Annotated in this window: 19 protein-coding genes; 13 read left to right on the forward strand and 6 right to left on the reverse strand. The window is 73.5% G+C overall.

Translation table 11 applies throughout. From position 1 onward, the window contains the following. Positions 1–37 precede the first annotated feature (37 nt). The 3 genes from ACYP53_RS19410 to ACYP53_RS19420 all read left to right on the forward strand — a co-directional run bounded on the left by ACYP53_RS19410 (position 38) and on the right by ACYP53_RS19420 (position 3,568). A complete protein-coding gene (locus ACYP53_RS19410) occupies positions 38–1,939 on the forward strand; it encodes a lamin tail domain-containing protein (protein ID WP_459648265.1) in 1,902 nt (633 codons plus the stop codon). A 109-nt stretch (positions 1,940–2,048) separates the two neighbouring features. Further along, a complete protein-coding gene (locus ACYP53_RS19415) occupies positions 2,049–2,942 on the forward strand; it encodes an endonuclease/exonuclease/phosphatase family protein (protein WP_459648266.1) in 894 nt (297 codons plus the stop codon). Positions 2,943–3,175: 233 nt separating this feature from the next. Beyond that, a complete protein-coding gene (locus ACYP53_RS19420; protein WP_189914194.1) occupies positions 3,176–3,568 on the forward strand; it encodes a peptidoglycan-binding domain-containing protein in 393 nt (130 codons plus the stop codon). A 92-nt stretch (positions 3,569–3,660) separates the two neighbouring features. On the opposite strand, the gene ACYP53_RS19425 is transcribed toward ACYP53_RS19420, so the two are convergent. Continuing rightward, positions 3,661–4,341 (reverse strand): GOLPH3/VPS74 family protein, encoded by a 681-nt coding sequence (locus ACYP53_RS19425; protein WP_459648267.1) that lies wholly within the window; start codon positions 4,339–4,341, stop codon positions 3,661–3,663. Positions 4,342–4,686: 345 nt separating this feature from the next. Between ACYP53_RS19425 and ACYP53_RS19430 the strand changes: the two genes are divergently transcribed. Then, the gene (locus tag ACYP53_RS19430) at positions 4,687–5,310 is read left to right on the forward strand and encodes a hypothetical protein (RefSeq protein ID WP_459648268.1); all 624 of its coding nucleotides are present in this window, start codon (positions 4,687–4,689) and stop codon (positions 5,308–5,310) included. Positions 5,311–5,341: 31 nt separating this feature from the next. Here ACYP53_RS19430 and ACYP53_RS19435 read toward each other — a convergent pair whose 3' ends face one another. Next, positions 5,342–6,688, reverse strand: coding sequence for a DUF2254 domain-containing protein (locus ACYP53_RS19435; protein ID WP_229928377.1), 1,347 nt, complete (start codon positions 6,686–6,688; stop codon positions 5,342–5,344). A 389-nt stretch (positions 6,689–7,077) separates the two neighbouring features. Between ACYP53_RS19435 and ACYP53_RS19440 the strand changes: the two genes are divergently transcribed. The 3 genes from ACYP53_RS19440 (at position 7,078) to ACYP53_RS19450 (ending at position 11,263) form a co-directional block, all read left to right on the forward strand. Next, positions 7,078–9,108 (forward strand): galactose-binding domain-containing protein, encoded by a 2,031-nt coding sequence (locus tag ACYP53_RS19440; protein ID WP_459649789.1) that lies wholly within the window; start codon positions 7,078–7,080, stop codon positions 9,106–9,108. 102 nt (positions 9,109–9,210) lie between these two features. Then, the gene (tsaD, locus tag ACYP53_RS19445; RefSeq protein WP_459648269.1) at positions 9,211–10,278 is read left to right on the forward strand and encodes a tRNA (adenosine(37)-N6)-threonylcarbamoyltransferase complex transferase subunit TsaD; all 1,068 of its coding nucleotides are present in this window, start codon (positions 9,211–9,213) and stop codon (positions 10,276–10,278) included. Between the two features lie 118 nt (positions 10,279–10,396). After that, positions 10,397–11,263 carry a GNAT family N-acetyltransferase gene (locus tag ACYP53_RS19450; protein WP_459648270.1) on the forward strand — a complete coding sequence of 289 codons (867 nt, stop codon included), beginning with the start codon at positions 10,397–10,399 and terminating at the stop codon, positions 11,261–11,263. Between the two features lie 132 nt (positions 11,264–11,395). On the opposite strand, the gene ACYP53_RS19455 is transcribed toward ACYP53_RS19450, so the two are convergent. After that, positions 11,396–11,926 (reverse strand): hypothetical protein, encoded by a 531-nt coding sequence (locus ACYP53_RS19455; RefSeq protein WP_189914200.1) that lies wholly within the window; start codon positions 11,924–11,926, stop codon positions 11,396–11,398. 152 nt (positions 11,927–12,078) lie between these two features. On the opposite strand from ACYP53_RS19455, the gene ACYP53_RS19460 reads away from it, so the two are divergent. Together ACYP53_RS19460 and ACYP53_RS19465 are read left to right on the forward strand one after the other, a co-directional pair. Next, positions 12,079–13,086 (forward strand): ArsR/SmtB family transcription factor, encoded by a 1,008-nt coding sequence (locus ACYP53_RS19460; protein WP_459648271.1) that lies wholly within the window; start codon positions 12,079–12,081, stop codon positions 13,084–13,086. A 299-nt stretch (positions 13,087–13,385) separates the two neighbouring features. Beyond that, positions 13,386–14,306 (forward strand): hypothetical protein, encoded by a 921-nt coding sequence (locus tag ACYP53_RS19465; protein WP_459648272.1) that lies wholly within the window; start codon positions 13,386–13,388, stop codon positions 14,304–14,306. A gap of 43 nt (positions 14,307–14,349) precedes the next feature. On the opposite strand, the gene ACYP53_RS19470 is transcribed toward ACYP53_RS19465, so the two are convergent. Both ACYP53_RS19470 and ACYP53_RS19475 read right to left on the reverse strand, forming a co-directional pair. Beyond that, positions 14,350–14,835, reverse strand: a complete 486-nt coding sequence (locus ACYP53_RS19470; protein ID WP_459648273.1) for a hypothetical protein — start codon at positions 14,833–14,835, stop codon at positions 14,350–14,352. Between the two features lie 87 nt (positions 14,836–14,922). Continuing rightward, positions 14,923–15,822 (reverse strand): helix-turn-helix transcriptional regulator, encoded by a 900-nt coding sequence (locus tag ACYP53_RS19475; protein ID WP_459648274.1) that lies wholly within the window; start codon positions 15,820–15,822, stop codon positions 14,923–14,925. Positions 15,823–16,088: 266 nt separating this feature from the next. Between ACYP53_RS19475 and ACYP53_RS19480 the strand changes: the two genes are divergently transcribed. The 4 genes from ACYP53_RS19480 to ACYP53_RS19495 all read left to right on the forward strand — a co-directional run bounded on the left by ACYP53_RS19480 (position 16,089) and on the right by ACYP53_RS19495 (position 18,079). After that, positions 16,089–16,283: a hypothetical protein gene (locus ACYP53_RS19480; RefSeq protein ID WP_459648275.1), complete on the forward strand. Its 195-nt coding sequence runs from the start codon at positions 16,089–16,091 to the stop codon at positions 16,281–16,283. 5 nt (positions 16,284–16,288) lie between these two features. Next, the gene (locus tag ACYP53_RS19485) at positions 16,289–16,501 is read left to right on the forward strand and encodes a response regulator transcription factor (RefSeq protein ID WP_189914205.1); all 213 of its coding nucleotides are present in this window, start codon (positions 16,289–16,291) and stop codon (positions 16,499–16,501) included. 142 nt (positions 16,502–16,643) lie between these two features. Further along, complete coding sequence (locus ACYP53_RS19490; RefSeq protein ID WP_189914206.1) at positions 16,644–17,288, forward strand: LuxR C-terminal-related transcriptional regulator; 645 nt, start codon at positions 16,644–16,646, stop codon at positions 17,286–17,288. Beyond that, entirely contained in the window at positions 17,288–18,079 is a 792-nt protein-coding gene (locus ACYP53_RS19495) for a thioesterase II family protein (RefSeq protein WP_459648276.1), read from the forward strand. The genes ACYP53_RS19490 and ACYP53_RS19495 overlap by 1 nt, the downstream gene beginning before the upstream one ends. Before the next feature lie 7 nt (positions 18,080–18,086). Here ACYP53_RS19495 and ACYP53_RS19500 read toward each other — a convergent pair whose 3' ends face one another. Then, positions 18,087–20,348 carry a pyridoxal-phosphate dependent enzyme gene (locus ACYP53_RS19500; protein WP_459648277.1) on the reverse strand — a complete coding sequence of 754 codons (2,262 nt, stop codon included), beginning with the start codon at positions 20,346–20,348 and terminating at the stop codon, positions 18,087–18,089. Positions 20,349–20,388 lie beyond the last annotated feature (40 nt).

A 20,388-nucleotide genomic window follows, 5' to 3' on the forward strand; every position in this document is an offset into this window, starting at 1 on the left:
CGCCTCCCTGTGCGCCGCGGCTTTGACGTTTTCAGGAATGGTCGTCACCGGCATCGTCGCGGCCCAGCCGGCGGCCGCGGCGGACCCGGCCGGCTATCAGAACGTTCGGATCAACGAGGTCACCTCGTCGAACAGCGACACGGTGGAGCTGTACAACGCGGGCCCGGCCGCGGTGAGCATCAGCGGCTGGAAGATGTCGGACGACGGCTTCGTGCCGCAGTCCTTCAGCCCGTCCTCCACCACGATCCCGGCCGGCGGCTTCGTCACCTTCAACTCCCCCAAGGGACTGGGTGATTCGGACAAGCTGGTGATCTACACGGCCGACGGTACGGTGGTCGACCGGGTCGACTGGGCCACCGGTGCGGCGAAGCCGGCGATGGCCCGCTGCGGCGGCGACGGCACCGGGGCGTGGGTGACCACGACCGCCGCGACCACCTTCGGCGCCCCGAACGCCCCGGGCTGCCCGTCCTCGGTCCCCGCGGCGAGCCGGGTGCGGATCAACGAGGTCACCTCGAACGGCTCGGACACCGTCGAGCTGTACAACGGCGGCACGAGCGCCGTCAGCATCGGCTCCTGGAAGTACGTCGACGGCGACACCACCCACGCGCCGGTCTCGATCGCCTCCTCCTCCCCGAGCGCGACCACCATCCCCGCGGGCGGCTACGTCACCTTCGACTCCGCGCTGGGGCTCGGGGACAACGACTCGGTCTTCCTCCTCGACGGCAGCGGCACCACCGTCGACTCGGTGAGCTGGGCCCTCGACGGCGCCAAGCCCTCCGCCGAGCGCTGCGCCAACGGCACCGGCTGGTTCCAGACCTCCGTGACCGCCACCCTCGGCGGCGCCAACTCCTGTACGGGCGGCGGCGGTGGCGGCCAGACCGGCCACCTGCTGGGCGGCGGCGGCGCGCTCACCAGCGGCTGCACCCCCGAGGCGCCCTCCGGTACGGGTGCCACCCCGACCGGCACCCTGGCCTGGCCGGGCGGCCTGGACGTGACGATCGCCGACAACGTCTGCGCCTTCACCACGTCCACCGGCCCCGAGGGCCGCGACCTCAGCGGTCTGGCCTTCGACCCGGCGAACCCGTCGGTGCTGTGGGCCGCCAAGAACAAGAACTGGCTGTACAAGCTGGTCAAGAGCAACGGCAAGTGGATCCCGGACCCGTCGTGGAGCGCGACCGGCAAGCAGATCCGCTTCGCGGGCGGCACCGGCCTGCCGGACTCCGAGGGCCTGACGGTCGGCGGCAACGGCCACGTCTACGTGACCTCCGAGCGCGACAACGGCAACAACACCGCCCCCAAGGACACCGTCATGGAGTTCGACCCGGCCGCGACCGGATCGACCCTCACCCCGATCCACCAGTGGGACATGACCTCGCAGTTCCCGCAGCTGAACACCGGCAGCAAGGACGACGCCAACCTCGGCTTCGAGGGCGTCGGCTACGTGCCGGACAGCTGGCTGACCGCCAACGGCTGGGTCGACCCGCTCACCGGAGCCGCCTACAACCCGGCGAACTACCCGCTGCACGGCGCGGGCCTGTTCTTCGCCGGCCTGGAGTGGGACGGCACCCTGCACGCGTACGGCCTGAACTCCGACGGCACGTTCACCACCTTCGGCACCGTCGCCACCGGCAAGGCCTCCGTGATGGACGTGACCTTCGACGCCGGCACCCAGCGCATCATCGCCACCTGCGACAACACCTGCGGCGAGACCCACACCCTGATGAAGGTCAACGCCGCCGGCGCGATCGTCCCCGACGTGACCTACACCAACCCGGCCGTCATGCCGGTCGACAACCTGGAGGGCTTCGCGCTCGCGCCGACCTCCACCTGCGTCAACGGCTTCCGCGAGGCGGTCTGGAGCGACGACGGCATCTACGGCTTCGGCGCCGGCACCTCCTCGTACGGACACGCCCTGTACAGCGGCACCTTCCCCTGCTGATCCCCGCCGCGAGGGTGACACGGTGACGGAGCTCCCGGCCGACGGCCGGGAGCTCCGTCGCGTTCGCCGCCGCGGGCCCTGGCCCCGCGAGCTGTTGTACCGTCCGACCGTGACCGACTCCGCCGCCGTACGCCTCGCGACCTTCAACGTCCTGCACGGGCGGCCGCTCCTGGACGACGGCCGGCCGGTGCCGGGCTCCGACCCCGTCGGTGTGCGGCCCCTCGTCGACGCCGTCGCCGCCCTGGACGCCGACGTGGTGGCCCTGCAGGAACTGGACCGCTTCCAGGAGCGGTCGGGCCGGGCGGACCAGGCGCGAGCGGTCGCCGAGGCCACCGGGGCCGCGGACTGGCGCTACGCCTCGGCGTTCCACGCCCGGTCCCGGCCCGGCCGGAGCTGGGTCCGCGACCGCTCCGAACCCGGGCTGCGGGTGTACGGTCCGGCGGGCACGGGGCACGACGGCGAGGTGCCCTCGCACGGCATCGCGCTGCTGTCCCGGCTGCCCGTCCTGGAGTGGCGGGCCCGGCGCTTCGGCGCGCCGCCGCTCGCCGTGCCGCTGCCGGTGTCCGGGCGGTCGGGCCTCACGGTGATCCGCGACCATCCGCGGGTGGCGCTGGCCGCCGTCCTGCGGGGGCGGCGCGGGCCGTTCACGGCGGTGGCGCTGCACCTGTCCTTCGTCCCGGGGTGGAACGTCCGCCAACTCCTGGCCGTACCCGGCTGGATCGCCGACCTGCCCCGGCCGCACGTCCTGCTGGGCGACTTCAACCTGATGGGCGCGATCCCCACGGCCACGCTCCGCGCGGCCGGCCTGCTCGCCCGGTCGTCGGCCCCGGGGCCCACGTGGCGCCGGTCGGCCCGGGTCCGGACCTTCCCCTCGCACCGCCCGCTGGCGCAGCTCGACCACGTCCTCACGGCCGGTCTCGGGCCCCAGCCACCGACGGCGGTGCGGGCACCCAGGATGCCGGTCTCGGACCACCGGCCCGTGCTGGTCGAGCTGGCCCTGTAGTCCCACCGGAAGCTGGGCCGTCTCCACCTTCCGGACGGGTTCCTTCCCAAAGCCCGGGTCAGCGCCCTGAGACGGCCGTGGGACGGCTCCGGCCGGTCCCACCGGGCGTGTGACGGGCTCTCGTGCTCCTACGGTTGACGAGGCGTCGGGGACACGAGCCGGCGCCTGCCCCATCGCACGTGAAGCACGTGAAACACCTGAAGCATCAGAAGTACGAGAGGTCAGGAAGCACCATGAAGCTGAACACCAAGGCGGCCCTGCGCAAGGGGGCGGCCACCCTCTCCGTCGCCCTCCTGCTGGTCGGCGTCGGCGCCTCGGCCGCGAGCGCCCAGCCCGGCGCGCGCTACGTCCGCTACGGCGACCGCGGCTCGGCCGTGACGTGCGTCCAGCTCGCGCTCAACCACTGGAACTCCAACCGCGGCCCCGGTCTGCCCCACCCCGAGCTGGGCCTGGACGTGGACGGGCAGTTCGGCGGCGAGACCCTGCGGGTGCTGAAGGCCTACCAGAGCGCCCAGCACCTCGACGCCGACGGGGTCGTCGGCCCCGACACCGGCGACCTGCTGTACTGGGCGCACCTCCACCAGAGCGACCCGTACTGCTACTCGGTCCTCCCGACCAAGCCCTGACCCGGCGTCGGGACCGGCGGTCCTGAGACTCCCCGAACACGACGGAAGCCCGGCACCATGGTGGTGCCGGGCTTCCGTCGTGTTCGGGCTTGTCAGCTGATGGCCGCCGTGGCGGCGGTGGCGACGGTCACCGCGGTGATCGCCGCGATGGCCACCCGCATGTTCCGGAGCGCCTCGCTGACGGGCTCGCCCGCCCAGTCGCCCGCCGCGATCTCCGCGAAGCGCAGCTCGACCCGCGCGCGGGGGAGGTCGGGGAAGGCCAGGGCGTGCAGCCGGGCGGAGTGCAGCAGTGCTATCAGGGTCGCGGTGCGCATGTCGGGCGCCTCGTGATGCCGGATCACGGCGGTCAGCCTCCCGCGCAGTTCCCGTTCGACCGACCCGTCCGCCTCCGGGTAGCGCCGGACCGGGAAGAGGCCGAGGACCCGGTGGCGCTCCTCGACGACCAGGCCGCGCTCACACAGCCGGTCCACGGCGGCGCGGACGGCCGTGGCACGGTCCCTGGTCAGCCACTCCGCCGCCTTCGCCTTGCCGGGAGCCTTGCCCCCGATCCACTCGACGAGCCGTTCCAGGCGCTCGTCGAGCAGCGGATCGCCGGTCGGGGTCGGGTCGATGACGCTGAGCCGGCCTTCGTCGAGCGCGACCCGGCCGGCCAGCGCGAGCTCGGCGAGCAGACCTCCCGCCACCGCCCATCCCGCGGCCGCCCCGTCCTTCGCCACACCGGACTCGTCGTCCAGTGAGAGCAGCATCAGCTCCTCGGCGAGGGTGACGTGCATGTGCATTCCTTTCCCTGTACGGACGGCCACCCCGCGGCGCTGCCTGCCGGCCGCCGCACCTGACTGTCCTCAGCCAGGAACGCCCGCCCGTACGCTCCGGTTCCCGGGTCGCGGACGGCGTACGAACCGCCCGGGCGCCGCGCCGCCGCCCCACCCGCCGCACGAGCGGACACCGTCACCAGTCGTCACACAAACCACACCTGACCCGCGCAGAAGCCTCGCTCCGACCGGGTGTCGCGAACCAGCCGGATCTGCGTAGGCTCGCATCCCATCCGGCCCGGTCCGCGGGCGGCGTGGCGGTCACCGCCGGGATCCCGGACGTGCCTCACCTATCGAAGAGATCCCATGAGTTACTGCACCCCCTGCCGACGCCACCTCAACGGCGCGCTCTCCTGCCCCGGCTGCGGCCGGGCCGCCGAGGTCGTGGCCGGGGAGGCCGCGGGCCTGCTCCCCGAGCACCCGGGCGAACCCGCGCCCACCGGCTCCGCACCGTCCCGCCGAGCGGCGCGGCGACGGGGCGGCCGGGCGCGGGGCAAGGTCCTGGCCGTGTCGGCGGCCGGGGTGATGGCCTGCGGGCTCGCCACCGTGCTGCTGACCGGCGGCAACTCCGACGGCGCGGTGACCCCGGCCTCGGCGGGCACCGAGTCGCCCGCCCCGCGCTCCGCGACCACCTCCGGCTCCCCAGCCGCACCGGCACCGGCCCCGGTCACCACGACGGCCACCGTCGGCCCGCAGCCGTCGGCCACCGCCACCCGGCCCAAGCCGTCCACCGGCACCACCTCGGCCACGGCGCCCTCCTCGGCCCCGACCGCCGCCCCGCCCCCGCCGGCCCCGCCCGTGAAGCCCGCCCCGGGCACCGGCACGACCGCGCCGAGCACCGGCCCCGTCCCGCCGTCCTCCCCCGCCCCGCACCCGTCCACCCCGACGGCCACTCCGAGCTGCACCCGCGTCCTGTTCTGGTGCACCTGACCCGGCCGCATCCCGTACGCCCCGGGAGCCCTCAGCCCCGCCCGGCGAGGCCCGCGTGGACGGCGAGGAGGGCCAGGTAGCGGCGGTGGACGTCCTCGCGGTCGGCCGGTTCGGCGACCGTCTCGCGGCTGAGGCGCTCGATCATCCCGGCCTGGGCCAGGAGCACCTGGCGCTGCTGCTCGGTCCTGGTCTCCGCCATGATCTCCGTGAGGGCGTCGAGCTGGCGGATCAGCACGGCCGGCATGCCGGGGGCGGCCTGGCGGATCTTCTCGAAGGCGCGCTGGACCAGGCGTTCGTAGCTCACCGGGGCGGTCATCACCCGGATGTGGCCGCTCTCGTCCCGGTGGACGGGGTTCGGGTGCCAGTGGGCGGCGATCCGGCACAGGCCCTCGCCGAGCCAGTCGACGCAGGTCAGACAGGTGAAGGTGTCGTTCACGGCGGTGGACAGCGCCCGGATGGCGATCTCCACCAGCTGGTCGACGGCGAAGGCGATGTCCTGGGCGAGCGTCCGGGTCGAGCCGGTGATGTGGGCGCGGGCGAAGCGCCGGGCCACCTCGGGCGCCGCCCCGGCGGGCCAGACCGTGGCGAGCTGGTGGCCCCGCACAAGGAAGTGCCCGGGCCGGTGGTCCAGGCGGATGACGGCGTCGAGCTCCGCGGCCATCCGGACCAGCGTGCGGTGCCGGACGAACTGCAGGTAGCCGCTGGCCGGCGCCGGGACGGGCGCGCCCGCGGTGTCGAGCCGGGCGTGCAGTTCGACCGCGGACGGCCCGGTGACGGCCTCTCCGGCCCGGGCCGGTTCGCCCGCGCCCGCCTCGATCGCCTCGGAGAGCTCGGCCGCGATGCTGGCGATCACCCTGGGCAGCTGGATGGAGGTGGCGATGTGGTGGATGAAGTAGATCAGCACCGCCAGGTCGGCCATCACCAGCACCATGCAGACGGTGATGGACAGGTGCGGTACGAGGTCGCCGTGCGAGCCCGGCCCGATGACGACCAGTGACAGGATCGCGAAGACGAACGTGCCGACGAAAGTGCCCAGGGTCAGCTGGGTGGTGCGGTCGCGGATGAAGGTCCGCAGCATCCGCGGGCCGAACTGGGTGGAGGCCAGGGTCAAGGTCACGATCATGATCGAGAACACCACGCCGACGACGGTGATCAGGGAGGCCGCGATGGCGGCGAGCGTCTGCCGGGCCGCGTCCGCCGTCCCGCTGATGACCCAGGACGGCAGGGTGAGGTCCCCGCGGTAGGCGGCCCGGTCCAGGGACCAGGTGGCGACGAACAGCACCGCCGCGAGCACGACCTCCAGGATCGGCACGACCCACAGGTTCGTCCGCAGCTGCTCGCGCCGCCACTGCGCCTCCAGGTGGACCCCACGGATCATGCCGCCGCCTCCCGTCCCTCCGACCCGACTCCGACCCGACTCCGGCCGGGCCCGGCCCGACCCCGGCGCCAGCCGGACGTGCCCACCCTAATCAATCGGACATACCAGGCCGGGTCGGACAGGCGGGGCCCGGTCGACGGGCACGCGGCGGGCAGCCGGGTCCCGTACGGCTATTGACTACTTGTCCAACAGTGGCGATTCTCGTCACACCGAGTGCGCGGTCCATGACGGCCGGCCCGGACGGGCCGGTCCGCGCGTCCCCGACGGCGCCCGGCAACCCCCGGGCCGCGCCACCCTCACTTCGGACCCGGGTGGTGACCATGCCCCAGTTACCCCACCGCAGGCGCGGATTCGTCACGCTTCTGGCCGCACTCCTGACCCTGACCACCATGCTCTTCGCCGCTCCGGCGCCGGCCGCTCCGACACCGGCACCCCCGGCACCCTCCCCCGCGGCCCCGGGCGAGACCGGCTGGTGGAACCCGACCGCCCGACCGGCGCCCGACTCGCAGATCAACGTCACCGGCGAACCGTTCCGCGGCACCGACGCCCAGGGGAAGGTCCGGGGCTTCGTCGACGCGCACGACCACATCATGGCCAACGAGGCCTTCGGCGGACGGCTGATCTGCGGCAAGTCCTTCTCCGAGGCAGGGGTCGCGGACGCCCTGAAGGACTGCCCCGAGCACTACCCCGACGGCTCGCTCGCGATCTTCGACTTCATCACCAAGGGCGGCGACGGCAAGCACGACCCGGTCGGCTGGCCCACCTTCAAGGACTGGCCGGCCCACGACTCGCTCACCCACCAGCAGAACTACTACGCCTGGATCGAACGGGCCTGGCGCGGCGGCCAGCGGGTGCTGGTCAACGACCTGGTCACCAACGGGGTGATCTGCTCGGTCTACTTCTTCAAGGACCGCAGCTGCGACGAGATGACCTCGATCCGCCTCCAGGCGCAGAAGACGTACGAGCTGCAGGCCTACATCGACACCATGTACGGCGGGCCCGGCAAGGGCTGGTTCCGGATCGTCACCGACAGCGCGCAGGCCCGCGCGGTGGTCGAACAGGGCAAGCTGGCCGTCGTCCTCGGTGTGGAGACCTCCGAGCCCTTCGGCTGCAAGCAGATCCTCGACGTCGCCCAGTGCTCCAAGGCCGACATCGACCGCGGCCTGGACGAGCTGTACGGGCTGGGCGTGCGCAGCATGTTCCTCTGCCACAAGTTCGACAACGCGCTCTGCGGGGTGCGCTTCGACGAGGGCGCGCTCGGGACGGCCATCAACGTCGGCCAGTTCCTCTCCACCGGCACCTTCTGGAAGACCGAGAAGTGCGCCGGCCCGCAGCACGACAACCCGATCGGCCTCGCCCCGGCACCCGGGGCGCAGCAGCAGCTCCCGGCGGGGGTGACGGTGCCGGCCTACGCCGGCGACGCCCAGTGCAACAGCCGCGGACTGACCGACCTCGGCGAGTACGCGGTGCGCGGGCTGATGAAACGCAAGATGATGCTGGAGGTCGACCACATGAGCGTCAAGGCCGCCGGGCGCTCCTTCGACATCCTGGAGTCCGAGTCCTACCCGGGCGTGATCTCCTCGCACAGCTGGATGGACCTCGACTGGATCGAGCGGGTCTACAAGCTCGGCGGCTTCGTCGCCCAGTACATGAACAGCGCCGAGGCGTTCAGCGCGGAGGCCGAGCGCACCGACGCGCTGCGCGACAAGTACGGGGTGGGGTACGGCTACGGCACCGACATGAACGGCGTCGGCGGCTGGCCCGGCCCGCGCGGGGCGAACACCCCCGATCCGGTGCGCTACCCGTTCCGCAGCCAGGACGGCGGCTCCCTGATCGACCGCCAGACCACCGGTTCGCGCACCTGGGACATCGACACGGACGGCGCCGCGCACTACGGCCTGGTCCCGGACTGGCTGGAGTCGATCCGGCAGGTCGGCGGCCAGGGCGTGCTGGACGACCTCTTCCGCGGCGCCGAGTCCTACCTCACCACCTGGGGCGCCTCGGAGCGGCACGACGCCTCGGTGAACCTCGCCGCGGGCCGTCCGGCCACCGCCTCCAGCGCCGAGTGGTGGAACCCCTTCGTCAGCTTCGCACCCGGCCGGGCGGTGGACGGCGACACCGGCACCCGCTGGGCCAGCGAGTGGAGCGACGACCAGTGGCTCCAGGTCGACCTCGGCGCCACCGCCCTGGTCGGACGCGTCACGCTGGACTGGGAGCGCGCCTACGGGCGGGCGTACCGGATCGAGGTCTCCACCGACGGGAGCAGCTGGCAGTCCGTCTGGTCCACCACCACCGGACACGGCGGCCTGGACACCGCCCGCTTCACCGGCGTCCCGGCCCGCTACGTCCGCGTCCACGGGGTGCAGCGCGGCACCCAGTGGGGCTACTCCCTGCACGAACTCGGCGTCTTCAGCGGCTAGGCACCACTGAGGCCGGGGCGCTCCGGCCCGGCCCGACCCGGCCACCTCCCTTATTGCTAGGCTCTCGCAATTGCAGAGTACTAGCAATAAGGGAGACGTGTGATGGCGGGACCACCGGTGGTGCTGGGGATCGAGTCGTCCTGCGACGAGACCGGTGCCGGTCTGGTGCGCGACGGCGTGCTGTTGGGGCACGCGGTGGCGTCGTCCATGGACGAGCACGCGCGCTACGGCGGAGTCGTCCCCGAGATCGCCGCCCGCGCCCACGTCCACGCCATGGCCCCCGTCGTCCAGGAGGCGCTGGCCCGGGCCGGGCTCGCCCTGACCGACATCGGCGCCGTCGCCGTCACCACCGGCCCGGGCCTGTCCGGCGCCCTCCAGGTCGGCCTGGCCGCCGCCAAGAGCTACGCCTTCTCCCTCGGCGTCCCGCTCTACGGGGTCCACCACCTCGCCGGGCACGTCGCCGCCGCCACCCTCGACGGCGGGCCGCTGCCGAACCCGTGCATCGTCCTCATCGTCTCCGGCGGGCACACCTCGCTGCTGCTCGTCCGGGACCTCGCCCGCGACCCGATCGTCCACCTCGGCGACACCCTGGACGACGCCGCCGGCGAGTGCTTCGACAAGGTCGCCCGGATCCTCCGGCTCCCCTACCCCGGCGGCCCCGCGATCGACCACGCCGCCCGCGACGGCGACCCGAAGGCCGTCCGGCTGCCCCGGCCCCTGAGCGGGCCGAACGACCCCCCGTACGCCTTCTCCTTCTCCGGCCTCAAGACCGCCGCCGCCCGCTGGGTCGAGGCCCAGCGCGCCGCCGGCACCGAACCGCACGTCCCGGACGCGGCCGCCGCCCTCCAGGAGGCCATCGCCGACACCCTCACCCGCAAGGCCGTCCGGGCCTGCACCGACCACGGCATCGACACCCTCGTCGTGGTCGGCGGGGTCGCCGCCAACTCCCGGATCCGCGCCCTCACCGAGCGGCGCTGCGCGGCCGCCGGCATCACCCTGCGCGTCCCTGCGCTACGGCTGTGCACCGACAACGGCGCCATGGTCGCCGCCATCGGCGACCTCCTGGTGCGCTCCGGCGCCCGACCCGCCCCGATGGACATCTCCATCGACCCCTCGGCCCCGCTGGAGTACGCCGCCCTCACCCCGCTCGCCGCGATCCGCGCGGCGTGACGGGGGTTCACGGGACCGGTCACCTCGGCGGGGCGACCTCGCCGGCCGCCGCTGGAGAGCCGCCCGTGAGCCGGTAAATGGCTTGCGGACCTCCGTGACGGGGTGTCGGATCCCGGGCATGACGATTGTGCTGGGGACACCCACCGCGGGCGGGGTGCGCGAGGCGATGGGCGCGCTGCGGGAGTGGCAGGACGACGGGGCGCCGATGCAGCTGCATCCGGGGGACATCGGCTGGAACCACCGGCTCGGAGCGGCCGAGACGGCCGCGGTGGTGCGGACCTGGAGCCGGGCCGGCCGGATCCTCGCCGTCGGGATGCTGGACTCGCCGACGGTGTTCCGGATGACGGTCGCTCCCGACGCCTTCCGGGACGAGGACGTGGCGCGGCGACTCGTTGAAGACCTCTCGCTGCCCGAGCGCGGCGTGCTGCCGGAGGGAGCGGTGTCCGTCGAGGCGCCGCTGGGCCTGCTGCTGCACGACCTGCTGACCGAGGAGGGCTGGGGCGTCGACGAACCGTGGACGCCGCTCTTCCGCGACCTCGCGGAAGCGGTGGAGGACCCCGGCGTACGGATCACCGCGATCGGCCCGGAGCAGGCGCAGGACTTCGCCGACGTCCTGCGGTCGGCGTTCGGCACCTCGCGGCCCACCCGGGCGTACTGGCACGCGATGGCGGCGGGGCCGTTCTACGGCGACGCGCGCTGTCTGGGCGCCTACGACGACCAGGGCGCCCCGGCGGCGGTGGTGACGGTCTGGTCGGCCGGCCCGGGGAAGCCGGGACTGGTCGAACCGATGGGCGTCCACGAGGACCACCGCGGTCGCGGGTACGGCCGGGCGATCACCCTCGCCGGGGCGGCCGCGCTGCGGGAGCTGGGCGCGTCGAGCGTGCGGGTGTGCACACCGAGCTCCAACGCCGGTGGCGTCGCCACGTACAAGGCGGCCGGCTTCGAGGAGAGGCCGGAGATCGGCGACCGGATCCGCACGGCCTGACGACCGTACAGCCCGGTCCGGCCCTCGGGCCCGCCCGGGCTGCGGCCGCCAGGACGCCGGGGACCGCGCCGTCGGGGGTGCACACCACCGCGTCCAGGCCGGAGCGCTGCCGAGCAGGTCCCCGGTGGTCGGTCAGGCGAGGGTCCGGCAGAGGTTCTCCACCTGATGCTGGACCAGCACCTCGACCTGCCGGTCCGGGTGCACCAGCAGCACCGCGCCGCCACTGAACACGTAGTCGCCGACCGCGTAGTACGGGTTGCCGGGGTGGACCTTGGCGGAGATGTGCGAGGACGGCGGGACGTCCCACAGTGTGCTGCCGTCCGACAGCCGGTACTCGGTGGCCCGGCCGCTCTGGTCGCGGTCGACCTGGGCGCCGGTGTCCACGTTGGTGTAGCGCAGGATCAGCGGCCCGCGCCAGAGGACCTTCGCGGGCGAGCCGTCGGGGTGTCGGGCGACGGTCTTGGTCTCCTCCTGGTCGAACAGGTCGGTGATGTGCAGGTGGAACGGGCAGAGCGTCCCGGCGGGCGCGTCGTAGTCCTGGCCGTGGTACGGCTGCCAGCCGTCGTCGTCGGCCTGCGCTGCCGGGGCCGCCGGTACGAGGACGGCCACCGCCAGGACCGCGGCGAGGACGGCCGGTCGGGTGAAGTGCGACGGCATGCGCATGGAAGCCTCCTGGGCGTCGGGGCGGGACCGGACGGCCGTCCGGAGGCCCACTGCCACCGCGGCCGCGCACTGGGTATCGTCGGACCGCGGCGGCACCGGCGCCACGTTTTCGGTCTGGGCCGAAAGCCCGGGAACGCCGGGAGGTGCCGAGCGTGGTGCTGCGGATCCACTTCACGGCCGAGGACCTGCTCGGCACCCGGTTCGCGGACGGGCCGGCGCCGCTTATGGAGGTCGGGCTGGCCGTCGCCATGCTGCAACGGCCCGGTGCGGACCCGGCGTTCGCCCGGCGGCACCGACTGCTCGGTTCCACGGGCGCGCGGTCCGTCGCGCCGCTGACCGAGCTGGTCCCGGTGACCGGCGCGGGTCCGTTCTTCCTCGATCCGCTCAGCGTCGACCTGGAGCACGGGCTGGAGTTGGTGCGTTCGTCCACCAACACGCTGGTCCGCAGCGAACTCGCACGGATCTGCCGCAACGGACTGCCCGTCACCCCGCTGATGCGGGGCCTCGCGAACGAGGACCGGCAGGCCTGGCAGTACCTGGAGACCCGCCTGCGCGCCTCCCACGCGGCGCTGGTCGACGCGGTCTGGCCGAGGCTGCGCACCGGTTTCGACACGGACCTCGCCTGGCGCGGGCAGGTGCATCGCGAGCAGGGGCTGCGCGGGATGCTGGCAGGCCTCTACCCGGGCAGCCGATGGCGCGGCAGCACACTGGAGATCGCCGTGGCCAGGGAGCTGGACTTTCACCTGGAGGGCGGCGGCGCCCTGCTGCTGCCGTCCGCGCAGTGGACCGGGGAGCCGCTGTGCGGCCGGCTGCCGGACGGAGCGCTGCTGTTGGTCTACCCGGCGCTCACACCGCTGCCCCATCTCTTCGAGGAGGCGCCGGCACCGGGGGCGGCCCCGGACGAGCCGGTGGCGGCCCTGCTCGGGCGGACCCGCTCGGCGGTCCTGCGGATGACGCTGCGCGAGCCGACCACCAGTCAACTGGCCGGTGAGCTGGGCATCTCGGCGGCCAGCGCCTCCGAGCACGCCCGGGCGCTGCGGCGGGCCGGGCTGGTGAGTACGGTGCGGGCCGGTCGGGCGGTGCGGCACAGCTGCACCCCGCTCGGCCATCGGCTGCTCGCCGCGGCGGTGACGGCACACCGTGCCGCGGCCGGCCCGTGAGGCCGTGTCCCAGCTGACGGTGGGGTGTCGGTTCGGCCGCGGGCGGGCTGGGGAGCGGACCGGGAGTTGTCCGGCCAGGGCGTCGCCAACCTGATCGCTCCGCTGTTCGGCGGCGTCGCCGCCACCGGCGCGGCTGATCGTCACCGCCTTCCTGGGGCCGGAAAGCGGGAAGTCCCGAACAGCCTCGTGGCTTTCGGTTATCGCGCCGGCCGTCGCGGGTCTCCTGTTGCAGTGGGACCGAACGCCCTCGGCCCGCACGGCGCCCCCGCCTCCGCGCCCGCTCCGGGAAGGACCTGCCGATGACCGCTGCTCCCCTCCGCCCGCTCTCCCGGGGTTGGCTGCTCGCGTCCTGTGTGCCGGTGCTGCTGGTGCTCGGGATGGCGGTGTCCGTCCCAGCCGCCCCCTCCGGCTCTCCACAGGACGGGACGGCGAGCGGGTCGAGCGGGTCGGAGATGGCCGGGATGCCTGGGATGGCCCACCCGGCCGGGGACCCCGGCGCCGCCGGGAGCACCGCCCGCGGCCTCGCCGCCGAGCAGGACGGCTACCGGCTGAACCTGGTGACCTGCGGTGTGCCGGCCGGGCGGCCGACGGCCTTCCGGTTCACCGTGACCGGCCCGGGCGGCGCCCCGGTCACCGGCTTCGCCGTCCATCAGACCAAGAAGCTGCACTTCTACGCGATCCGCGCCGATCTCACCGGCTTCCAGCACCTGCACCCGGAGATGGCCGACGACGGCACCTGGACCGCCGACCTCGCTGCCCTGACCCCCGGCGCCTGGCGGCTGTACGCCGACTTCGTCCCGGACACCGGCCCGCACGCGCCCGAGCTCGTCCTCAGCCGCACCGTCACCGTGCCCGGCCAGGACGCCCCGGTGCCGCTGCCCGCCCCGGCCGGCAGCACCACCGTGGACGGCTACACCGTCGAGCTGACCGCCCGGCCGATGGCCGGCGCGCACCAGCTGGTCGCGAGTGTCAGCCGGGACGGCCGTCCGGTCACCGACCTCCAGCCCTACCTGGACGCCTACGCCCACCTCAGCGCCTTCCACGAGGGCGACCAGGCGCTCGCCCATCTCCACCCGTCGGGCACCGTCGACGGCGACCACGGCGGCCCGACCCTGACCTTCCAGGCCCTGTTCGCCGAACCGGGCGACTGGCGGGTCTTCCTCCAGTTCCGGACCGCCGGGCAGCTGCACACCGCCGAACTCACCCTGCACGTCGACTGACGCCCCGGCACCCGTACGGCACGAGCTCGCGGCGCCGGCGGGCTCAGTCCCGCCGGGCCTCCGTCGCCGGGACGGCCGGTGGTGCCGGTGCGGCCGGCGGTGTCTGCTCGGGGTCGGTGACGACGAGCCGGACGTGCCGCGCGTCCTCGCTGTGGATGCCGTCGGCCCGGTAGCCCGGCGGGAGGTAGAGGGCCTCGCCGGTCAGGGTGGACACCTCGGCGGCGGGGTCGCCCGGTGTGCGGAGCGTCCACCGGCTCGATCCGGCGGACTGGATCACCAGGAGGTGGCCGGCGGGGGGCGGGGCGCCGGTGGTGTGCTCGACCCGCCAGCCCAGCAGGGCCGTGAGGCCGGCGGCGACGTGCCCGGCCAGTGCCGTGTCCGGCGGCCCGTCCGCGCCCGGGGGGACGACGGGGTCGTTCTCGGGCCAGAGCAGCGCGAAGGTGCGGCCGAAGTGGGCGTCCAGGAAGAGCGCCAGCTCCTGGAGGTAGGGATCCAGCCCGGGGCGCTCGCTCAGGCGTGCCCAGTCCACGTGTTGTCTCCTTCGGTGGTGCCATCCGTCACAGTGGTGCCGGAGTGTCAGCATGGTGCATGCGCCTGTCGGACGGCATCACGGTTTTCAGGTATCCAGCAGGCCCGCCCGGCTGGCCGCGACGCCCGCCTGGAACCGGCTGTCGGCGCCGAGGTGCTCCAGGATCTCGGCGACGTGGCGGCGGGCGGTGCGCAGCGACATGCCCAGCCGGCGGGCGATCGCCTCGTCCTTCAGCCCGTCGGCGAGCAGCCGGAGGATGGTGCGGTGCAGTTCCCGGGCGACGGCCTCCATGTCGCGTCCGGTCGACTCCTGGAACGGGGTGGCCTGGCCCCAGGTGAGTTCGAACATCTCGTACAGGTAGGCGACGGTCGAGGGTTCGCGGATGACCACGGCTCCCAGCTCGGGGCCGGCGGCGGGGAGGAAAGCGGTCTCGCGGTCCATGATGATGATCCGCCCGGCCAGTTCGTGGGTGGTGCGGTACTCGGCGCCCAGGGCGGAGGCGGCGGCGACGTAGGCCTGGCTGGGGCCGTTGAAGCGGGCGGTGTGGTGGTAGAGGGTGCGGATGCGTACGCCGCGTTCCAGCATCGCCCGGTCGCGGACCAGGGCCTCGGACATCGCCTCGGGCAGCCGGGCGCCGCCGCCGGGCTGGCAGCTGACCACCTCGGTGGTGCACTGCTCGCCCAGCTGGTTGAGCAGGAAGCGGACCTCCGCCAGGGTGGGGATGACCTCCATGCCCGCGCCGGACTCCCGGCTGTCCGGGAAGAGCGGGGCGAACTCGTCGAACCGGCCGCGCATCCTGGCGATGTCGTCCTGGCGCTGCCGGATCTCCGCCTCGACGGGGGCCGCGCGCCGGAAGTAGGCCGAGTCGGGGGACACCACCCGCAGTGCTTCCTGCCGGGCGCCGGCCGGCGCCAGCAGTCCCGCGTCGAGCAGCCGCTCGACCGCGGCCGTCACCTCGGACGGGGACAGTCCCGTCGCCTGCGCCACGACCGCCGGATCGTGGGCTCCGACGTGCCGGCTCTCCGCAAACCATGCGTAGACGGACAGATCCGATTCCTGCCCCTGACCTGCTTCGACCCGACGTTCTGTCATATCGCGAGCGCTTTTGTCCATATTTACCCCCACACCCCTTTACTGCCAGGCAAGTTGATGAACGGCTCCAAGCATGTCCGCGATCTTCGATGCCCGCCAGAGTGGAGTCATGTCCCCACCGGGAAATCGGGGCGAATACCAATGAATCCACGGGAGATCTCATGAAGCGCATCATTTTCACCAGCGTGGCGCTGCTCGGCGCCGCAGCCTCCTTGCTGACGCCGACCGTCTTCGACTCCTCCTCGACCGCCCGCGACGACGTCCCCGCCGCGATCGTCCAGCCGGGCCCCGCGATGGCCACCATCCTCACCTGCCCGCCCAACACCGTCTGCGACGACACCTCCTGGGGAGGCTGAACCCTTTGTTCACGACGCGGGAGAGGGAGATCCTCGACCACCTCGCACAGGGCCGCACCTCCCGGGCGATCGCCCGCCTGCTGTACCTGAGCCACCACACCGTGGAGACCCACATCCGCAACATGCGGGCCAAGAGCGGAGCCAGCAGCCGCACCCAGTTGCTGGCGATCGCGCTCGGGCTCGACACCGCCGGGCCCGTCGGGCGCGGCAGGGGCTGATCCAGTACGAACCGAGCAGCACTCTCCGACGGGGGTCGGATATACGTCCGGCCGGTCGACGGCCCGCCACCGCGGGGCCGGGACCGGCGGGAACCGGGGGTGCTGGGCGGACCACTCCGGTAGAGGGGGATGTCACAGACCGATGGAAATACCGATTCTGATATGTGTGGGCCAGCCGCTGATGCGCAGCGGGCTCTCCTCGGCCCTCGTGGCCGAGCCGGACATCCGGGTGGTCGGCGAGACCTCGGCCGGGAGCACCGCCAGCGAGCTGGCCCGGGAGCTCAACCCCGCCGTCGTCGTCACCGACTTCGAACTCGCGGACATGACGGGCATCGACCTCGTCCGCGACCTCCTGGGGCCCGACCAGGAGTCCCCCCGCACGCTGCTGATGGCACCCCCCGAGGACGACGCCGTCCTGGAGTCCATCCTGGCCGGCGCCACCGGGATCGTCACCCGGAACACCATGGTGGAGGACTTCCCCCAGGCGATAAGAGCCACGGCCACCGGCCACTCCTTCCTCTCCCCCGACATCGCGGCGCTGCTCCTGGGCTGGGTCCGCGACAAGCAGCCCGCCCTGTTCCCCGCGCTCAGCCTCAACCTCCTCACCTACCGCGAGCGCGAGATCCTGGCGCTGCTGGCGAACGGGATGTCCAACGCCGAGATCTCCAAGCGGCTCTGCATCGTGCAGTCGACGGTCAAGTTCCACATCTCCCAGCTGCTCAGGAAACTCGGGCTCAGGGACCGCCTGCAGGCCGCCGTGTTCGCCCACCAGAACGGTGTCATCTGATGTCACGACCGAACCAGGACGGCGCCGCCCGCTGGCTGCCGTGGACCAAGGGGACGACGGGGCTGCCCCGCGTCTACTGCCTGCCCTTCGCCGGCGGGTCGTCGCACTTCTTCCGTACGTGGACCGAGCCGGCCCGGCGGCTCGACGTCGAGGTCGTCCCGGTCGAACTGCCCGGCCACGGGACCCGGTTGCGCGACCCCCTGGTGACCGGCATGGCCGCAATGGTGGACGCGCTGTGCGAGGAGGTCCTCCGGGAGGAGCGCGGACCCTACGCGATCCTCGGCCACAGCATGGGCGCCAAGATCGCGTACGCGGTGGCCGAGGAGCTGGAGCGGCGGCCCGGGGCCACCCCGCCGGCCCGGCTCTTCGTCTCCGGATCCCTGCCGGCCTCGGCCGCCGAGCCGAAGCCGCTGCACGGCCTGCCGGACGCCGCGCTGACGGCGGAGCTGTCCGCGATGGGCGGCACGCCGCCCGAGATCCTCGCCAACGCCGAACTGATGGAGTTCATGCTGCCGGTGATCCGGGCGGACCTGACCCTGCTCGAACAGTGGCACGCGCCGGCCGGGAGCCGGATCTCCTGTCCCATCACGGCGTTCGCCGGCCAGGACGACCAGGTCGTCCGGGCCGAGCTCTCCGCCGGCTGGGCCGACCACACCTCGGCGTCCTTCGCCCTCCGGGTCCACCCCGGGGACCACTTCTTCCTCCGGGAGGAGATGGACGTGATGCTCGGCCGGATCGCGGCCGAGCTCCGCGGGCACGCCGTCGACCTCCCTACCCCGGGCGGGGCGTGACGGTCCCTCACCCCTCCTGGACGCCGACCTCGATCAGTCCGGCCGCCTCGGCCAGCGCCCGTCCGACCTCCTGCGGCGTCGATCCGACGGCGATGACGTGGCCCAGCCGGTCGTAGGCGCTCCGCGGCGGCCGGACCTCGCGCCCCGGCGTCCCGCTCACCAGGACCCGCTCCACGCCCGGCACCCGCTCGGCCGCCTCGACCCCGGTCACGGCGGTCAGCCGGCCCGGCCGCGGCGCGGTCAGGAACCGCAGGCCGGCCCGGCGGTCCTGCTCGGCCGACAGGTTCAGCGGCAGGCCGGCGGCGGCGCGGATCTGCTGCTCCAGCAGGTCGATCCCGGTGGCCGGGCGGATCAGCTCGGGGATCATGCCGCCGGCCAGCCGTCCGTTGATCTCGATGACGGCCGGGCCGTCGGCGGTCAGCCTCAGCTCGACGTGGGCCGGGCCGCGCTCGAAGCCGACGGCCTTGAGCGCCTGCCGGGCGGTGTCGGCGATCCGTTCGGCCAGCGCGTCCTCGATGTCGGCCGGGAAGAGGTGGCCGGTCTCGACGAAGTGCGGCAGCGGGCTGACGGTGCGCTGGGTGACGCCGACGCACCGGGCCTCGCCGTCCACGCCGAACAGCTCCGCGCTGAACTCGGGCCCCTCCAGGTACTGTTCGACCAGCACCGCGCCCGGGGTCCGCTGGCCGCGCACGTTGTGGGTGACGGCGAGCAGGTCGGTGGCGTGCCCGACGGCCGTCCCGGCGTCCTCGCACCACAGCACGGACTGCGAGCCGGACTCCCCGACCGGCTTGACCACACAGGGCAGCCCCACCTCGGCGACGGCGGCCGCGACCGCGTCCGGGTCCGTGACGACCGCGAACCGGGGCTGGGTCACCCCGGCCTCGTGCAGGGCGGTGCGGGTCAGCGCCTTGTTCCGGCAGCGGGTCATCGCCTCCGGCGGGTTGCCGGGCGTGCCCAGGGCGGCGGCCGCCCGCGCGGTGTGCTCCAGGTAGAACTCGCTGGTCGTCGTGACGCCCGCCACCCGGCGCCCGGCGCTCACCCCGGCGATGGCCGCGGTCAGCGCGGCCTCGTCGTCGGTGTCGCAGACCACGACCCGGCAGCCGGTGTCGGCCAGGTCCGGGTAGCGCGCCGCGTCCTTGGTGAACAGCACCGGCTCCAGGGCCAGCCGGACGGCGGTGCGCAGCGCGATCATCCCGGTGCCGGTGGTGTTGGACTCGATGAAGAGCAGCAGCCGCCGGTCCCGGCGGGGTATCCGGGCGAAGGACCAGCTGGAGACGGTGGCGCCGTACTCCACCTCCTCCGGGGCCGTCGCGACGGCACCGGCTGCGGAGGCGCCGGCTTCGGAGGCGTCGGCGTCGGCCTCGGCGTAGACGGTGTCCACGTAGCGGTCGCCGCGGTCCGGCATGATCCCGACCAGCCGGGTGCCGGGCTCGGCGCGGGCGGCGAGGTGGGTGAGGATCCGGTAGACCGAACCGGAGGTGTTGCCGCCGAAGATCTTCTGTTCCCGGGCCAGCCGGCGGGTGGCGTCGAAGGCCTCGTCGTCGGACAGCCAGTGCACCTCGTCGAAGAGGCGGTAGTCGATGTTCTCCGGGATGAGGCTGTTGCCGAGTCCGCTCTGCTTGCGGGTCGGGCGGTCCGGCTGGCCGAAGAGCACGCTGCCCACGCAGTCCACGCCCACCACCGAGACGTCCGGCAGGCGTTCCAGCAGCGCCCTCGACGTCCCGCAGAGCGAGCCGCCGCTGCCCACCGCCCCGACCACGACGTCCACCGAGCCCAGGTCCGCGACCAGTTCGCCGGCCAGGCTGCGGTACGCGGCGGGGTTCTGCGGGTTGCTGTACTGCTGCGGCCAGAACGCGCCGGGCAGGCCGGCCATCAGCTCGGCCAGCCGCTCCAGCCGGGCGCTCTGCCACCCCTGCCCGGTCATCGCCGCCACGACGTGGACCTCGCAGCCCAGGGTGCGCAGCTTGGCCAGGGTGATGGGGTCGATGCGCGGGTCGGTGACGATGTGCACCGGGTGGCCGAGGTAGGTGCCGACCAGGGCGACCCCGAGCGCCATCGTGCCCGAGGAGCTCTCCACGATCGGCGCGCCCTCGGCCAGCGCGCCGGTGCGCCGGGCGTCGAGGATGACCTGCCGGGCCACCCGGTCCTTCATCGCGAAGAGGTTCTGCATCTCCAGTTTGGCGAAGACCTCGACGCCTTCGGGGGCGTCCACCCGCAGCCGCACCGCCGGGGTGTGGCCGATGCCGTCGATGACCGATTCCTGCCGCATGTCCGTCCGTCCTTGGGAGGTTGGGGAAGTGCCCCTGCTG

It is taken from the genome of Kitasatospora sp. Ki12, assembly GCF_054601375.1.

Coding starts and splice junctions, on each gene's coding strand:
- ACYP53_RS19410 (WP_459648265.1), top strand. CDS start 38: ATGGTCGTCACCGGCATCGTCGCGGCCCAGCCGGCGGCCGCGGCGGAC.
- ACYP53_RS19420 (WP_189914194.1), top strand. CDS start 3,176: ATGAAGCTGAACACCAAGGCGGCCCTGCGCAAGGGGGCGGCCACCCTC.
- ACYP53_RS19425 (WP_459648267.1), bottom strand. CDS start 4,341: ATGCACGTCACCCTCGCCGAGGAGCTGATGCTGCTCTCACTGGACGAC.
- ACYP53_RS19430 (WP_459648268.1), top strand. CDS start 4,687: ATGAGTTACTGCACCCCCTGCCGACGCCACCTCAACGGCGCGCTCTCC.
- ACYP53_RS19435 (WP_229928377.1), bottom strand. CDS start 6,688: ATGATCCGTGGGGTCCACCTGGAGGCGCAGTGGCGGCGCGAGCAGCTG.
- ACYP53_RS19440 (WP_459649789.1), top strand. CDS start 7,078: ATGCTCTTCGCCGCTCCGGCGCCGGCCGCTCCGACACCGGCACCCCCG.
- tsaD (WP_459648269.1), top strand. CDS start 9,211: ATGGCGGGACCACCGGTGGTGCTGGGGATCGAGTCGTCCTGCGACGAG.
- ACYP53_RS19450 (WP_459648270.1), top strand. CDS start 10,397: ATGACGATTGTGCTGGGGACACCCACCGCGGGCGGGGTGCGCGAGGCG.
- ACYP53_RS19455 (WP_189914200.1), bottom strand. CDS start 11,926: ATGCGCATGCCGTCGCACTTCACCCGACCGGCCGTCCTCGCCGCGGTC.
- ACYP53_RS19465 (WP_459648272.1), top strand. CDS start 13,386: ATGACCGCTGCTCCCCTCCGCCCGCTCTCCCGGGGTTGGCTGCTCGCG.
- ACYP53_RS19480 (WP_459648275.1), top strand. CDS start 16,089: ATGAAGCGCATCATTTTCACCAGCGTGGCGCTGCTCGGCGCCGCAGCC.
- ACYP53_RS19490 (WP_189914206.1), top strand. CDS start 16,644: ATGGAAATACCGATTCTGATATGTGTGGGCCAGCCGCTGATGCGCAGC.
- ACYP53_RS19495 (WP_459648276.1), top strand. CDS start 17,288: ATGTCACGACCGAACCAGGACGGCGCCGCCCGCTGGCTGCCGTGGACC.
- ACYP53_RS19500 (WP_459648277.1), bottom strand. CDS start 20,348: ATGCGGCAGGAATCGGTCATCGACGGCATCGGCCACACCCCGGCGGTG.